At 32.3% G+C, this 16,675-nt stretch carries 16 protein-coding genes; all 16 read left to right on the top strand.

The annotated features are described in order from the left end of the window. Window positions 1-162 precede the first annotated feature (162 nt). The 16 genes from ACXAHI_RS10985 (at window position 163) to ACXAHI_RS10910 (ending at window position 16,608) form a co-directional block, all read left to right on the top strand. Window positions 163-903: a YveK family protein gene (locus tag ACXAHI_RS10985; protein ID WP_474847724.1), complete on the top strand. Its 741-nt coding sequence runs from the start codon at window positions 163-165 to the stop codon at window positions 901-903. Further along, complete coding sequence (locus ACXAHI_RS10980; RefSeq protein WP_474847722.1) at window positions 893-1,594, top strand: CpsD/CapB family tyrosine-protein kinase; 702 nt, start codon at window positions 893-895, stop codon at window positions 1,592-1,594. Before ACXAHI_RS10985 ends, ACXAHI_RS10980 begins: the two co-directional genes overlap by 11 nt. Before the next feature lie 75 nt (window positions 1,595-1,669). Beyond that, entirely contained in the window at window positions 1,670-3,493 is a 1,824-nt protein-coding gene (locus ACXAHI_RS10975; RefSeq protein WP_474847720.1) for a polysaccharide biosynthesis protein, read from the top strand. Between the two features lie 293 nt (window positions 3,494-3,786). Beyond that, complete coding sequence (locus ACXAHI_RS10970; protein ID WP_474848146.1) at window positions 3,787-3,966, top strand: type II secretion system protein; 180 nt, start codon at window positions 3,787-3,789, stop codon at window positions 3,964-3,966. Between the two features lie 263 nt (window positions 3,967-4,229). Beyond that, the gene (locus ACXAHI_RS10965) at window positions 4,230-5,447 is read left to right on the top strand and encodes a DegT/DnrJ/EryC1/StrS family aminotransferase (RefSeq protein ID WP_474847718.1); all 1,218 of its coding nucleotides are present in this window, start codon (window positions 4,230-4,232) and stop codon (window positions 5,445-5,447) included. A 53-nt stretch (window positions 5,448-5,500) separates the two neighbouring features. After that, window positions 5,501-5,728 (top strand): phosphopantetheine-binding protein, encoded by a 228-nt coding sequence (locus ACXAHI_RS10960; RefSeq protein WP_474847716.1) that lies wholly within the window; start codon window positions 5,501-5,503, stop codon window positions 5,726-5,728. A gap of 8 nt (window positions 5,729-5,736) precedes the next feature. Continuing rightward, the gene (locus ACXAHI_RS10955) at window positions 5,737-6,993 is read left to right on the top strand and encodes an AMP-binding protein (protein WP_474847714.1); all 1,257 of its coding nucleotides are present in this window, start codon (window positions 5,737-5,739) and stop codon (window positions 6,991-6,993) included. Beyond that, window positions 6,990-7,715 (top strand): SDR family NAD(P)-dependent oxidoreductase, encoded by a 726-nt coding sequence (locus ACXAHI_RS10950; protein WP_474847712.1) that lies wholly within the window; start codon window positions 6,990-6,992, stop codon window positions 7,713-7,715. The genes ACXAHI_RS10955 and ACXAHI_RS10950 overlap by 4 nt, the downstream gene beginning before the upstream one ends. Before the next feature lie 67 nt (window positions 7,716-7,782). Next, window positions 7,783-8,289 carry a GNAT family N-acetyltransferase gene (locus tag ACXAHI_RS10945; RefSeq protein WP_474847710.1) on the top strand — a complete coding sequence of 169 codons (507 nt, stop codon included), beginning with the start codon at window positions 7,783-7,785 and terminating at the stop codon, window positions 8,287-8,289. 67 nt (window positions 8,290-8,356) lie between these two features. After that, window positions 8,357-9,544, top strand: a complete 1,188-nt coding sequence (locus ACXAHI_RS10940; protein WP_474847708.1) for an ATP-grasp domain-containing protein — start codon at window positions 8,357-8,359, stop codon at window positions 9,542-9,544. A 34-nt stretch (window positions 9,545-9,578) separates the two neighbouring features. After that, entirely contained in the window at window positions 9,579-10,211 is a 633-nt protein-coding gene (locus ACXAHI_RS10935; RefSeq protein WP_474847706.1) for a sugar transferase, read from the top strand. A gap of 12 nt (window positions 10,212-10,223) precedes the next feature. Continuing rightward, a complete protein-coding gene (locus ACXAHI_RS10930; RefSeq protein ID WP_474847704.1) occupies window positions 10,224-11,339 on the top strand; it encodes a glycosyltransferase family 4 protein in 1,116 nt (371 codons plus the stop codon). 36 nt (window positions 11,340-11,375) lie between these two features. Then, window positions 11,376-12,422, top strand: coding sequence for a glycosyltransferase (locus ACXAHI_RS10925; protein ID WP_474847702.1), 1,047 nt, complete (start codon window positions 11,376-11,378; stop codon window positions 12,420-12,422). Between the two features lie 8 nt (window positions 12,423-12,430). Continuing rightward, window positions 12,431-13,501 (top strand): glycosyltransferase, encoded by a 1,071-nt coding sequence (locus ACXAHI_RS10920; protein WP_474847700.1) that lies wholly within the window; start codon window positions 12,431-12,433, stop codon window positions 13,499-13,501. A gap of 123 nt (window positions 13,502-13,624) precedes the next feature. Continuing rightward, window positions 13,625-14,914, top strand: a complete 1,290-nt coding sequence (locus tag ACXAHI_RS10915) for a hypothetical protein (RefSeq protein ID WP_474847698.1) — start codon at window positions 13,625-13,627, stop codon at window positions 14,912-14,914. A 224-nt stretch (window positions 14,915-15,138) separates the two neighbouring features. Further along, window positions 15,139-16,608, top strand: a complete 1,470-nt coding sequence (locus tag ACXAHI_RS10910; protein WP_474847696.1) for a lipopolysaccharide biosynthesis protein — start codon at window positions 15,139-15,141, stop codon at window positions 16,606-16,608. The last annotated feature ends 67 nt before the right edge of the window (window positions 16,609-16,675 follow it).

The raw sequence follows: 16,675 nt of genomic DNA, 5'->3' as shown, positions 1-16,675 counted from the left end.
ATTCGACAAAAAAGAACGGGTAATTCGTACTAATACTATTTTCGTGGGGGTGTATATCGAAAATCCACCTCAAATTCGATGGTTTTCTGTGTTATAGTGGAATCTGTACTGGAAAATGTTACTCATAAAACTAAAATTTTTATATTTTGCTGGAGGCATCTAATGGAAGAAACAATCAGCTTGAAGGAATTATTCGAAGTATTAAAAAAACGACTCTCCCTAATTCTACTCATCACGTTAGTTGCTACAGTGACTAGTGGAATCGTCTCATATTTTCTACTAACCCCAATCTATCAAACATCTACTCAAATCCTAGTAAACCAAAAAGCAAATTCTGAAAACGGTTTTGACATAAACCAAGTAAGAACAAACGTTGAATTGATCAATACATATACCGTCATTATAAAAAGTCCGACTATCCTCGATCAGGTAGTAGAGGATCTAGATTTAAATATGTCTACGAGTGCATTAAATGAAAAAATTTCAGTTAGCAATGCTCAAAACTCTCAAGTCGTTTCAGTTCAAGTACAAGATTCAGATCCTGCACTTGCTGTAAAGATAGCGAATACAACGGCAAGCGTATTTGAAAAAGAAATCAGTTCGATTATGAATGTAGATAACGTTAGTATTCTTTCAAAAGCAAACTTTGAGGGAACACCTTCACCAGTAAATCCAAAACCAGTATTGAACATGGCGATCGCCTTAGTAGTTGGGTTGATGGTAGGAGTAGGACTTGCGTTTTTACTAGAATATCTTGATAACACGATTAAAGATGAAGATGATATTGAAAACGTACTTGGTTTACCTGTCCTTGGAACGATTGCAGTTATAAGTGATAAAGAGGTTGGAACACGTACAGAAAAGTCTAAAAAGTCGATGAGGAGTGAAACCGTTGAGTCGTAAGAATAGAAAGTCGATCACAGTAGCGAAAGAAAGAAGTTTGCTCACTCATCAAAACCCTAAATCTCCAATTGCAGAGCAATATAAAACGATTCGGACAAACATTCAATTTGCAGCTATAGAGGAAGATATGCGTACGATTATGATTTCATCATCAGGTCCAATGGAAGGTAAATCAACTACGATAGCTAATCTCGGGGTAGTAATGGCGCAACAGGGCAAACGCGTGCTCATCGTGGATGCCGATTTAAGGAAGCCAACAGTTCATTATACGTTCCGTACGATGAATACGAGAGGAATAACAAATGTCTTAACGAGACAGGCGGATTTAAAAGAAGTTACATCTGAGACTGAGGTTCCTAATCTAGAGGTATTAACAAGCGGACCAATACCGCCTAACCCTTCAGAATTACTAGGTTCAAAAGCGATGGATAAATTGATTGAAGAAGCACTAAACATTTATGATCTTATATTGTTCGATTGCCCTCCAATTCTTGCAGTGGCAGATTCTCAAATTATTGCAAATAAAGTACAGGGTACTGTACTTGTTGTCAGTAGTGAGACGACTGAAAAAGAAGCAGCTATCAAAGCAAAAGAACGGTTAGAGAGTGCAAGTAGTAAGTTGCTAGGAGTAGTGTTAAACCGGAAGAAGATGAAAGAAGGCAGTTACTATTACTACTATGCACAGAAGTAAGTAACTTACCGGTAATTCTAATTAATGGGGAGACTCTGAAAGATAAAAAATCTAAAAAGATTGGAGAGTGATTAAATGACCTATCGAAAACGATTGTCGTACTTAATCGTGATTGACTCATTGATTGTCGCTTTCGCTATTTTCTTAAGTAGTTTCCTATTACATTACAATGCACTACTTACATCTCTTCCATTAATAGCGAGCTCATTTGTTTTACTTCTTGGTCATCATTTTTTCTCATACTATTACAAGCTTTATAAACGAGCATGGCAATACGCCAGTATAGGCGAACTTGTTGTTATTTTTAAAGTTGTAACTTTCTCAATTGTTGTAGCAGCAATTGCCCAACTAATCTTTATTCAAGATATCTACTTCCGAGCACTTGCAATCTCTTGGATGCTTCATTTGTTGTTAATTGGAGGGTCACGTTTTTCATGGCGTATATTCCGAGATAATTACATAAATCCAAAAAGTAAGAAAAAAAGGGTGTTGGTAGTTGGGGCAGGATCAGCTGGGATGATGATTGTACGGCAATTAAGACAAAGTGCTGAATCCGATCTTAATCCAGTGGGATTTATTGATGACGATACAAAAAAACAACAGCTTGAAATTATGGGTGTCCCTGTACTCGGAACCACAAATGATATAACTCAATATGTAAGAGAATTTGATATCAATAATATCGTCATTGCTATCCCTTCCCTATCAAAGAAAGAGCTAAACCGTATATATGTTGAATGTTCAAAGACAACTGCTAAAACACAAATTATTCCAATGATAGAAGACCTAATGGTAGGGAACGTCTCAATTAATCAATTCCGTGATGTAAAAGTAGAAGATTTACTTGGGCGTGAACCAGTGCAATTGGATACTGAAAACATCGCTGAAACGATTACTGGGAAAACGGTACTTGTCACTGGTGCAGGTGGATCAATCGGATCGGAAATCTGTCGACAAATTGCTAAGTTTAAACCAGATCAATTACTCCTATTAGGGCACGGAGAAAATAGCATCTACTTAATAGAAATGGAATTACGAGAGCTATACGGCGAGTCGATTACAATTACTCCTGTTATTGCAGACGTACAGGACTTAGAGCGCTTAGAAGATGTGATGAGTCACTACCGACCAAGCGTTGTCTATCATGCAGCTGCTCATAAGCATGTTCCTTTAATGGAAGCAAATCCACATGAAGCCGTTAAGAATAATGTAATTGGAACAAGAAATGTGGCTCAAGCTGCTAGTCTTGCGTCAGTGGAAACATTTGTCATGGTTTCAACTGACAAGGCAGTTAACCCAACGAGTGTTATGGGGGCTACTAAACGAATGGCAGAGATGGTTGTGCAGCATATGGATACGATTAGTTCAACTCGATTTGTGGCGGTCAGATTTGGAAATGTACTTGGAAGTCGTGGCAGCGTCATTCCGTTGTTTAAGAAGCAAATTCAAAAGGGCGGTCCGGTTACCGTTACTCATCCTGATATGATTCGTTACTTTATGACGATTCCTGAGGCATCACGGCTGGTTATTCAGGCTGGTGCGATGGCTAATGGCGGAGAAATCTTTGTTCTCGATATGGGGGAGCCGGTTAAGATTGTAGATCTTGCTCAAAATCTTATCAAACTATCGGGTTATTCAGTAGATGAAATTGGAATTAAGTATGCTGGAGTGCGACCTGGTGAGAAGTTGTATGAGGAGCTTCTTGGTAAAGACGAGGTTCATGATGAGCAGGTTTATCCTAAGATTTATGTTGGGAAGTCTTTGAATGCTGACCTAAGAGTCGTGAATGATTTTGTAGAACAGTTTGAAAATATGGATAAACTTAGCGTGAGGGATATGGTTTTGGATATTGCTCATGACCGAGCTCGCGAGAATCAGAAAATATTGCTAGCAAAATAACTTGGTGATGATATTCGTTGTGTAAGGAAAAGAGTGCCCCGCCAAATCGTATAGGATAATCATACTTTGGTGGGGTTTTCTATGTCTGTTTTTAGTAATTTGTTGTTCGTTTACTAAAACTATTAGTAACAAACAAGAGATTATCAAACGTATTTAGTAAAAGTGAATCATTTAGGTGATGTCTACTTACCGTTATTAATGTAGATACTCGGCTGAGCTAAGGGTGTATTAGTACACCTTAGTCACTTCGTGTTGACAGTGGTTCGGTGTGAGGTGGGGTTAGATGCCCTTTAATATTATTTATTAGGAATGAAAGAGGTTTTTCTCTTATAGAAATTCTTACATTATTAACTATTATAAGTATCATAGCTTCAATTGATGTCCTACCTTTACATAACCTGCGTCATCAAACAGAGAAGGATGTTTGCCTCATATTACTAGGTTTTAATGAAGAGATCGATCTGCATTTGTAGGTTGTTGGTAGTTTAAGAAGAGGAGAGAGGGGTTGAAAGGGAGTTATATATGTAGTATGAAAATCAATTTTATTATAATGTGTATATTGATTTTATCTGTTTCTCATAAAGAATATTCAATGTGAGGAGAGTATCAGAAGTAGATTAGATTTGGTTGGTTAGTAGTTGGTTGGAAGAGGTGTTAAAGTTCCAATTAAGTCCTAGCAAACTAAATAACTCTTATATGCTTTGAACCAAAACATAATAAAGTGAGGGAAATTATAATGATTGATACTGAATTAAGAAATATTCCATTCTCTCCACCTGATATAAAAGAAGCGGAGGTTGAAGAAGTTATAAAGGCAATGAAGTCGGGGTGGATTACAACCGGACCAAGAACTAAAGAACTAGAAAAAAAAATAGCTGAATACATTGGCACAAATAAAGCTGTTTGCTTGAATTCAGCAACTGCAGCTATGGAGCTCACCCTTCGGATTTTAGGGATTGGGCCTGGAGATGAAGTTATTACTTCAGCATATACCTATACTGCTTCTGCCTCAGTTATAGAGCACGTAGGGGCGAAAATAGTGTTAGTAGATACAGCTCCAGACTCATTTGAAATGGATTACTATAAATTAGCAGATGCAATAACTGAAAAAACCAAAGCAATAATTCCAGTGGATATCGCTGGGAAGATGTGTGACTACGATACCATCTTTGAAATAGTAGAAAGTAAGAAAAAAATTTTTAAGCCAAATAGTAAATTGCAGAGTTTATTTAATAGAATAATAGTAATGACTGATGCTGCACATGCTTTTGGAGCAATGAGACTGGGAATGAAATGTGGGCAAGTTGCGGATTTTACATGCTTCTCTTTCCATGCTGTAAAGAATTTTACAACGGCTGAAGGTGGAGCTGTTGTATGGCGAAAGGTTAAGGGATTAGATAATGAATGGCTCTATAAGCAATTCATGCTATTTAGCCTTCATGGTCAATCCAAAGATGCGCTTGCAAAAACTCAAAAAGGTGCATGGGAATATGATATTGTTTACCCAGCCTATAAATGTAATATGACAGATATTATGGCCAGTATTGGTTTAATACAATTAGAAAGATATGAAGGACTGTTGGAAAGGCGTAGACAGATTATCGAAATGTATGATAGAGCACTTTTACCATTAGGTACTCAAAGTCTACAGCATTACGGTGAAGAATTTTCTTCGTCAGGGCACCTCTACTTATTAAGAATACCTGAAATCACTGAAGAGAAGAGAAATGATATTATCGTAAAAATGGCTGAAGCGGGTGTAGCATGCAATGTCCATTATAAGCCACTTCCTATGTTTACAGCGTATAAAAATTTAGGGTTTGATATTAAAGATTACCCAAATGCTTTTGATATGTATAAAAATGAGATTACACTCCCACTTCATACTTTGCTGAATGATAAAGATGTTGAGTATGTTTTATCACAATTAAAACTAATACTTAATCTGGTATAGTAACTAAGTGTAATGATGTTTAGCAAACAAAATAAAATTAGGAGGAAATTAAATTGATTGAAAAGTTAAAGGGAATAATAATAGAAGTTATGGAAATAAATGGAAAAGATGCGAGTGTGGAAATATTAGAAAGCACAAGTTTAAGAAATGACCTTGAATTTGATTCTTTTGATTTAGCTGTCCTTACAGTTAACTTAGAGGATGAATTTGATGTAGATATTTTTGAAGATGGTCTGGTAGATACAGTAGGGGAAATATTATCAAAGTTAAGTAAGGAGTAGTTAGGTTTATGGAGAACTTATTTTGGGTTGATCATCCAAGAAATATGATAAAAAGATATAGTGATTTTATAGAAGATTTAAACAATGCCAATACTTTAAAAAAATATATTTATACGACAGACCCATATGATATATTTTTAAGTTTAACTTTAGCGATGTTATATGGAAAGAAAGTAGAATTACTTGATGGTGATTTTACTGAAAATGACCTTTCAAGTCTAGGTCTTTCTTATGAAGAAGATATGAAACGAGAGATTAGCTTGGAAGGTAAGAACAATATATCATCTTTTGAAGATCTTATAAAAGGTATACAAGATAATGAAGAAGAGTTTAGTATAACATTATACACATCGGGCACTACTGGAAGACCAAAGAAAATAGTGCACTCCCTTACTAATCTAACCAGAAATGTGAAAATCGGAAGACGCTTTGAAAATGATGTGTGGGCCCTAGCGTACAATCCAACCCACTTTGCTTCATTGCAAGTGTTTTTTCAAGCATTGTTTAATAGAAATGGAATTATATATATATTCGATGAAGATAAAAATAGCATAGAGACGATTTTTCTTAAGTATAACATTACGAAAATTTCTGCTACACCTACCTTTTATAGGAATATATTGCCCTATATAAAAAAGCAGTTGCCAAGTGTAGATTCTGTCACTTGTGGTGGAGAAAAGTTTGATATTACTTTGAATAAGTACTTTAATAATATTTTTCCAAATGCAAGATTAAGAAATGTATATGCTTCAACCGAAGCTGGTAGCTTATTTGGTACTGATGGGGATTTCTTTACTATAAGTGATAAAATTGCTGACAAGATAAACATATCTGAAGAAAATGAACTTCAGATACACTATAGTCTACTAGGGCAATCTGAAGATCTTACCCTAAACGGGGAATGGTACAACACTGGGGATATAATAGAGTTAGCTGGTGAAAGAAAGTTTAAATTTGTTTCTAGGAACACTGATTTTCTTAATATTGGGGGATACAGAGTCAATCCAATAGAAATAGAAGAATTAATATTGAACTTAGACTGTGTTAAGGATGTGCTCGTATATGGAAGAAAGAACAGAATTACAGGGAATGTGTTGGCGGTAGATATTGTAAAACAAAATGTAATTGATGATAACAAGAAAATTCAAAATGAAGTTAGCGACTATCTGAAAAGAATAGTTCAATACTGGAAGGTTCCAAGACTTTTTAAATTTGTTGAAAATCTTGATCAAACCAGAACTGGAAAGAAGGTACGTATAAAATGAAATGGGTTATAGTTACCGGTGATACAGGTGGACTTGGCAGTGCAATAGTTAATAGTATTTTAGACAATGAGGGTTATGGAGTAATTGGAATTAGTAGACAAGAAAATATAAACACCCTGAATTTTAAGAAAATATTCAAAGATAGGTATTATCACATTAATTATGACCTTGAAAATCCGGAAGGTATTAAAAATTTATATAAAAGTGAAATAAAAAAAATTGGTAACATTTATGGAGTAGTTAATAATTCAGCTTATGCTTATGACGATATAGTAACGAATGCAAATATAGAAAACTTAGATAAAATGTTTAATGTGAATGTTTATTCACCAGTAATGCTTACCAAATATGCTATAAGAGATATGCTATTGCATAAAACAAAGGGATCTATAATTCAGATAACATCAGTTTGTGCACAAACTGGGTATAAGGGACTAAGTATGTATGCAGCGACAAAGGGTGCCTTGGAATCATTTTCAAAAACAGTAGCCAGAGAATGGGGACAGGTTGGGATTAGATCAAATTGTGTCGCGCCAGGTTTTATGGAAACAGGTATGAGTGAAACACTATCTGATAATCAAAAAGATAGAATTTATAAGAGAACTTCTTTGAAAACAGAAACAGATAAAAATAGTGTAGCAGATACGGTTATTTTTCTTCTTTCAGATAGAGCTAAATCAATAACAGGTTCGGTAATACATGTGGATAATGGAACTATTTAATTTTAAGAGCAAAGCATGAAGTTATATAACGATCTTTAATCTTTAACTGTACGAAAAGGAGGAAACCATGATTGAGTTTAAAAAAGCTACTCTAGAAAACGCTGATTCAGTTTATGAAATTCTTAAGGTGTGCGGTTTAGATCTGCTGGAAAATGAAGGAATCGATAACTGGTGGCCACCTTACCCTAAAGATAAAATAGTTGAAGATATACAGAGTGAGAAAAAAGATGTCTATTTAATTTATTATAATGATGTCCCTGTAGGGACATTTATGCTTTTATCATCTTCTCCTACTTATTATGATTCTTCAATATGGGGAGATACTTCAGAAAAGGCAATGTATCCTGCTAAATTAGCCGTATTACCAAACTACAGGCAATATAATTTAGGGATATGGTGCATAAAGCAGTATAATAAACTTGCAAGACAAAGAAATGATAAATATATTCGTCTCGATGTTTATGAAAAGAATACATCAGTTATAAATATCCATAAAGCTTTAGGATACAAAAATATTGGTATTGCGAAAACTCGAAGGTTTCAGGTTGTATGCTTTGAAAAAGAGGTTAGATAATCTTTTACCGATTTAGGTAAATCATAATAATACTTATTTGATATCTTGTTAAGAGAGATGATAATTAATGAAAAAAATACTAATTATTGGTGCTGGTTTCTTACAATCCTTTTTAATAAAGAAGGCTAAGGAAATGGGCTATTATACTTTAGCTATTGATAAAAATCCGTTTTCTGTAGGATTTAAATATTCAGATGAGCATTGTGTTGTAGATATTATAGATAAAGAGTCATGTTTGGAATATGCACAATCTAAATCAATTGATGGTGTTATCACTGCTGCCACGGATTATGGTGTATTGTCCGCATCCTTTGTCGCATCAAAAATGAACCTTCCAGGCATTGATTACGAAGTTGCCAGAGTAATAAAAAACAAGTATTTAGTTCGTAGAACATTATATAAAAACAATGTAGATGATATATTGCAATATTATGAAATTGGTAGTGAAAATGAACTTGAGAATATTATTGATTTAATTAGATTTCCTGTAATGGTCAAGCCTTGTGATGGTTCAGGAAGTAAGGCTGCAATTCGAGTAGACTCAAAAAATGATTTAAAAAAAGCTTGTAGTAATGCAATACAAGCTTCTTTAATTGGTAAAGCACTTATAGAGGACTTTATAGTAGGAAAAGAATACGGAGTAGAATCTTTTGTATATAAGAACGAAATCTATATTTTGGGAGTTATGGGTAAACATATGACTAGTCCCCCCGCCTACGCAGAGTTAGGACATTGTATACCAACTCAATTATTAGATGAAGAAAAGATAAAGGGAGTAGTAAAAAAAGCAATACAAGCTTTAGGGATAAATTTTGGTTCTGTTAATATGGATATACTAGTCACAAATGATAATAAAATTTGTATTGTTGATATAGGAGCAAGAATGGGAGGAAATCTAATAGGTTCTCATATTATTCCACTCGGGAAAGGTATTGATTATATGGGAGACCTTATCAGAGCTTCTATTAAAGAACCTATTACCTTAAAGCAATCATCACAAAAACATACTGTTGCTACACGTATACTAGCATTAAGATCAGGAAAAATTAAAGGTTTACCAGACTTTGAACAGATTAAGCAGCAATGTAATGTTGAGATCTACCATAATCTAAAGGTTGGAGACATTATTAAACAATACCACAATAACACTGATGGATGTGGCTATGTAGTAGCAATTGCAAATGACTTATCAGCTGCTGAAGCGCAAGTCCAAGAAGCTAAACATATAATAGATAATAGGATTATTAGGGTATAAAGATAGATTTATAGCTGTGTTTGGAGGAGAAACTATGTATAGAAAATATATTAAACGAATTATGGATATAATGATTTGTCTAGCGGGCTTAATAGTTTTCCTTCCATTGTTCTGTATTGTTAGTTTACTTATAAAACTTGAGGATAGAGGGCCTATACTATATAAAGCTGATCGGATCGGAAAAGATTCTAAAATTTTTAAAATGTACAAATTCAGATCAATGAAAGTTAATGCTCCATTATTACTTAACGATGATGGAAGTACGTTTAATTCTAATAATGATCCAAGGGTAACAAAGATAGGAAAGCTTATAAGGGAAACTAGTATTGATGAAACTCCTCAAATATTAAATGTTCTAAGAGGCGATATGAGCATTGTTGGTCCACGTGCTAGTCTTTCAGACGCCCTAGGTACTTTTAAAAATGATGAAATTGATAAAATGAAAGTTAAGCCGGGGATTACAGGATTAACTCAAGCTTATTATAGGAATGGATTATCTAATAGAGAAAAGCGACTAAAAGATGCATGGTACGGAAATAATATAAGCTTCGATATAGATCTAAAAATAATTTTAAAAACAATATTTATCGTAATTAAGCGAGATGGTATATATACAAATAATAGTGAAAAGACGGAAGTTAAGAAAGAACAAGAAATAAATTCTTAGGAGTTTAAGGATATGAAAAAAATATTATTTGTAAGTAATATAACTAATAAAATTACAAATTTCTCACTTCCGTCTATATTAGCTAGTAAGAGCTTAGGATATGAGTTCCATTTAGCATCAAATTTAACAAATTTTAAAGATGAGCCCTCAAAATATGGTATTAAATTACATCATATTGATTTTAACCGAAATCCATTTAATGTAAAAAATATAAAGGCTTATAGGCAGATGACAGATTTAATAAAACAAGAAGGTTTTGATGTAATTCATTGTAATACTCCAATTGGAGGAATATTAGGTCGCTTATGTGGTAGGAGAGCGAAAGTACCTAAGGTTTTGTATACAGTACACGGCTTCCACTTTTATGAAGGTGCGTCAATAATTAATAGGACTCTATTTAAATGGGTAGAGACGTGGTTGTCTAAATATACGGATGCAATAATTACTTTAAATATAGAGGATTATCACGCTGCTCAAAAATTACCTTTAAGAAAAGGTGGAAATGTATATTATAGCCCCGGTGTTGGTGTAGATACTATGTTTATTAAATTGGCGGAACCAAAAAGGGAAGATATAATAAAAGAAGTTAATGCAAATAAATCCTCCGTTTTAATAATTTCTGTTGGAGAGTTGAATCGAAATAAAAATAATGTTGCAATAATTAACGCTTTAGGGAAGTTGCAGAATAATAATATTCACTACCTTTTATGTGGCGTTGGAGATCAAGAGGCTGAAATTCAATTATTAGCAAAAGAGAATAATATAGATAAAAATGTGCATTTCTTAGGGTATCGCTCAGATATCCCACAGCTACTCAAATCTTGTGATGTTTTTGTAATGCCATCATATAGAGAGGGGTTATCCAGATCAATAATGGAGGCTATGAGTGCAGGCTTACCATGTATTGTATCTAAAATAAGAGGAAATGTTGATTTGATTGAAGGTGGTAAAGGTGGTTTTCTTTGCTCACCAAATGATCCAAATGAATTCTCAGTTGCTATTTCTAAACTTTTTGAAGATATGGGTTTACGTGAAGAGATGGGAAAATTCAATTTGCAAAGAATAAAGAAGTTTGATACTGAAAATGTAAAGAAGAATGTTAAAGAAATATATAGGGAAGAACTTTAGTGTTTTTAGAAAAAAATAATCAGATGGAGAAAACCAATGAGAAGAATTAAAGTATTGCACTTGTTACAAAGCAAAAAATTTTCAGGGGCTGAGAATGTTGCATGTCAAATTATTGATTTGTTTAAAGGTGATCCTAATTTTGAGATGATTTATTGCAGTAAGGAAGGCCCTATAAGAGACTCCTTAGATGAACGTAATATCACTTTTCTTCCTTTAAATAAATTTAACCTTATAGAACTTAAGAAATGCATAAATAAATGTCAACCTGATATTATACATGCCCACGACCCGTTTGCCAGCGTCTCAGCCGCTACAGTATCCAATAATATTCCAATAATTTCTCATGTTCATGGGAATCATGATAATATGAAAATTTTTTCATTGAAATCTTTAAGCTTTTTAGTTAGTTCTTTTAGATATAAGCAAATTTTTTGGGTATCTAATAGTTCATATATGGAGTATAAGTTTACTAAATATGTTCAAAAGAAAAGTAATATTTTAATGAATATTATTAACCGTGATAAAGTAATGGAAAAAGCTAATTTAGATAATAGTAACTATTTATATGATTGTGTATTTGTTGGTAGACTAAATGATATTAAAAATCCCTTAAGAGCAATAAGGATAATATCTAAGGTTAATGAAAAAAATAAGTATTTTAAGGCAGCTTTTGTTGGTGATGGTGAATTATACGAAGAGTGTAAAAAATTAATATTAGAGTTAGGTTTAGAAAAAAATGTTTCTTTATTAGGTTTTCGTAATAATCCTTATAAAATCATCTCTGACGCAAAGTTATTACTTAGTACTTCTAAATACGAGGGGACACCAATGTGTGCACTTGAAGCTATGGCACTAGATATTCCAATTGTTAGTACACCAACAGATGGACTTAATGAGTTAATTTATAATGGAGTTACAGGCTATCTATCAAATGATGATGAAGAGTTGGCAGATGCAATTCTAAACGTAATATCAAATGAGAATAAACGAAGTACACTGTCGAATGAAACAAATAAGAGATTTCAACTGTTAAACGATTTAAATAACTATAAAAAAACTTTGTATAAAGCATATAGATACTAGGTGATGATATGAAGATAATATTCTACATTAGCAACTTAAAGCATGGTGGAGCTGAGAGAGTGATGGCTAATTTAGCAAACGAAATGCATAAACGGAATAATAATGTGATTTTTATTACCTCTTCTCCAACGAAAAATGAATATAAGTTAAATCCAGAAATAAAAAGGTTATATCTAGAAGAAGAAGATAGTAATTATGGTTTTTTAAAAAGAAATTTTTTAAGGATAAAAAATCTTAGAAAAATATGTAAAAGTGAAAAAGCAGACATTATCATTTCTTTCATGGCGGAACCAAATTTTAGGACAATAATTGCCACGAGGTTTTTAAAAATAAAATCAGTTGTATCTGTAAGAAACGATCCCTACATGGAATACCGCAACAGAATAACTAGGGTTGGTGCAAAATTCTTATATATGTTTTCAAATGGATGTGTTTTTCAAACTGATGATGCTATGAAGTTCTTTCCTAAGGCTGTACAAAATAAAAGCCGTATAATATTTAATCCAGTAAATAAGAAATTTTATAAGACAATGTTTGATGGAGTTCGTAAAGATATAGTTACAGTAGGTAGACTCGAAGCACAAAAAAATCATGAGCTATTAATTAAAGCATTTTCCAAAATTGCATATAGACATAAAAACGAAAACTTATTAATTTATGGCTCAGGTTCAAAGGAAAAGCAATTGTCAGATCTAATAAATACATTAGAAATGCAAAATAGGATTTTCTTAATGGGCGAGCATGATGAAATAAATAAAAAAATAAAAAGCGCTAAACTATTTGTTTTATCTTCAGATTATGAAGGGATGCCGAATGTATTAATGGAAGCAATGGCTCTTGGTTTACCTGTTGTTTCAACTAATTGTCCTTGTGGTGGTCCAAAGTTGTTGCTAAATAATGATGAGTGCGGTGCTCTTGTAAATGTTAATGATGAAAGTGGTTTAACAGAAATGATGGATGCGCTCTTAAATAATTCACTTAAACTCAATGAACTTTCAATAAATGCAAAAAAAAGAGCAAAAGAGTTTGCCCCAAACAAGATATATAATCAATGGGAGAGTTACCTAAAAAGCTTATAATAAATGTTGAAATGTTCTTATATTCCCAATTAATATGTTGATTTTAATATATTATTGTAGCGCTTATCTAGAGTATAAATCCAATTCTTGTAGAAATTGGCCATAAAATGAGGTGGTCTTTAAATGAAAATGCTATACATAGCATTATCAATAGTTGCTTTATGCTATTGTCTTTTTAGGAATAGAAAAATAGACTTCTTTACTATATATATATTTTCAACATTAATTTATTATTTTCCAGCTTATATTGGTTATATCTATATATCAGAAAATAATTACATTATGATCAGTCCTAAGACATATTTAGTATTAACTATTAACCTATTCATTATTATTTGGTTCGTAGCAATATTTGATCTAATAAAAGTTCCAAAAAATAAAGGAATAACTCTTAACATAGTTAATAATTCACACAATAATAGAGCAATTCTAGTAATATCCATTGCAACTCTTGGATTTCTTTTATTTTCCACGATGCAATATGGGTTATTTACTGGAAATGGTTTTGATAAAACCCAATTATTATCAAATTCTAACAGGTTAATTGAGTATGGGAAATATTTTGCTACCTTTACTTTTGTTTATGCATTTACTAATCAAGGGAAATGGATTTTTTTTATCAGGCTTTTTTCAACAATATCAATCTTATACACGTTTATATTAGGACATCGATCGTTTTTGGTTATTGGAATAATCTGCATTATTTATATCCTTTTGGTTTCTAACTCAAAATATAAGAGTGTGTTCTCAATAATAAAGAGGAAAAAAAGAATAATTATACCTATCGCTATTTTTAGCTTCTTTATTTTATTCGTGAAAAATATATTTGCTGCATTCATGAGTGGCGATTATGATTTGGTCTTTGAAAGGCTGACTAGTAAAGAATACTATATTAACACATTTCTACAATCGGAACCTAATACTATTACAAATAACCTAAACAACGTACTATATTTTAATATGGATTATAATCTAACTTCTTATTTACTTATAATTTTTGTTGGTTTAATTCCATATGTAGGGAACTTACTGCTAAATGAATTTAATATCCAATCGTTTGAATATTTACTTCAGCTAAATTTTAATACCCGATTGGGCGAAGGAATTGGATTAGGAAGTACCTTTCTAGGTGAAACTTACTCTACAGGAGGATATATGTTTCTCTTTTTAGTAAGTATAACAATATGTTTTTTGATAGCACTACTTGAATGGAAAATATATAATTCGCCCAATACGTTATTACGCACATGGCTAATTATCTTTCTTTGTTATTTAACTTTCTATATTAGCAGGAATTCATTAATTTTTATTTTAGTTGCAGCAAGGGCCTATTTATATATATTTATTTTGTCTTGGATTATTAAGAAGTTTATAGAAACTTTTTATAAAAGGTTTGGAAATAATAGATTATGAAGACAAAATACAGAATGATCAGAATGATAAAGTGGTAATAGATATTTTTAAATGTTCATTTATAACACTGAGAGTTTTTTTTCTGAAGACTAACCATTTCTATACTTAGCTACTTGCATTAAAATAAATTCATTTCTATTAATTTAGTTTTACAGAATAAAACAAATGCCTATTTTTTAAAAGTTTATGTTGTTGATTAGGTAACACAGAAGGAGAAAAGGTTTGTGAAAGAGGGTAATCTTCAGAACAAGGTTATAAATGCAACGAAGTGGACAACAATTACAGAAGTTTTAGTAAAATTGATTAGTCCTATTACAAATATGGTATTGGCTAGAATACTTACTCCTGAAGCTTTTGGAGTAATTGCAACAGTAACCATGATAATAAGTTTTGTAGACATGTTTGCGGATTCGGGGTTTCAAAAATATTTAATACAAAAAGAATTTAGAGAGGAAAAGGATAAATATAAATATGCAAATGTAGCATTTTGGACGAACTTAGGAATTTCAATTTTACTTTGGGTCATTATAATTTTATTTAGTGATGAAATTGCAACATTAGTAGGTAATCCTGGTCTAGGTCATGTAATTATAATTGCATGTATCCAATTACCAATCACATCATTTTCGAGTATACAATTTGCACTTTATAAACGCGAATTTGATTTCAAGACTCTTTTTTGGGTAAGGTCTGTCTCAATATGTATACCAATATTTATTACCATACCCCTAGCTTTATTTGGACTAGGCTATTGGGCATTAATCATTAGTACCATATTTATGCAGCTATCAAATGCTATATTACTAACAATAAAGTCTAAATGGAAGCCAAAATTCTACTACAGTATTAAAGTTCTGAAGGATATGATTTCATTCAGTGTATGGTCCTTGGTTGAATCTATTTCCATTTGGTTATCAGTTTGGGCAGATACTTTTATTGTTGGATACTTTTTTAGCCAATATTTTATTGGTTTATATAAAACGTCTACATCAATGGTTAATTCACTAATGCTTTTAATAACATCCATAACAATTCCAGTTCTGTTTTCTACATTGTCTAGACTACAAAATGATGATATAAAGTTTAATAAAATGTTTTTTAAATTTCAACGAGTAGCTTCAGTTTTAGTATTTCCTTTTGGTGTGGGGATATTTCTTTACAGTGATCTTGCAACTCAAATAATGTTAGGAAGTCAGTGGTCTGAAAGTAGTGCAATAATAGGCATATGGGCACTAACTCATTCGATAAAAATTGTATTTTGCAACTTTTCGAGTGAAGTCTATCGAGCAAAAGGCCTACCTAAATTATCATTTTTGGCCCAAATTTTACATTTAGTAGTTTTAATTCCGAGTCTGATCTTTAGTTCAAGTATTGGTTTTTGGGCTTTTGTTTTTACAAGGTCGTGGATACAAATGCAATTTGTAATTGTTCATTTGATATTAATGAGGTGGGTAATTGGAGTTCAAATTTTAAAAACTATAAAGAATGTAATTCCGACAGCAATTTCAGCAAGTTTAATGGGTTTTTTCGCATACTTTTTGCAGATAATAAGTGATGGAATTACATGGAGCATTATTTCTATAATTTTATGCACTTTATTTTACTTTGGAATATTAGGTGTCTTTCCTAACATTAGGAGAGACTTACTTGGAGTAATGAAATCATTACCAATAAAAATTATATCCAAAAAGTGAAAGTGTTTTATAAACAGTGGGGATTCTCTAGTTTAAGTTATATTTTAAAAGTATGAGGGGGTTCTAA

Source organism: Anaerobacillus sp. ABD4_527 (assembly GCF_056160805.1).
Note: the sequence above shows the minus strand (reverse complement) of the source record. Positions and strands in the feature narration are given on the sequence as shown.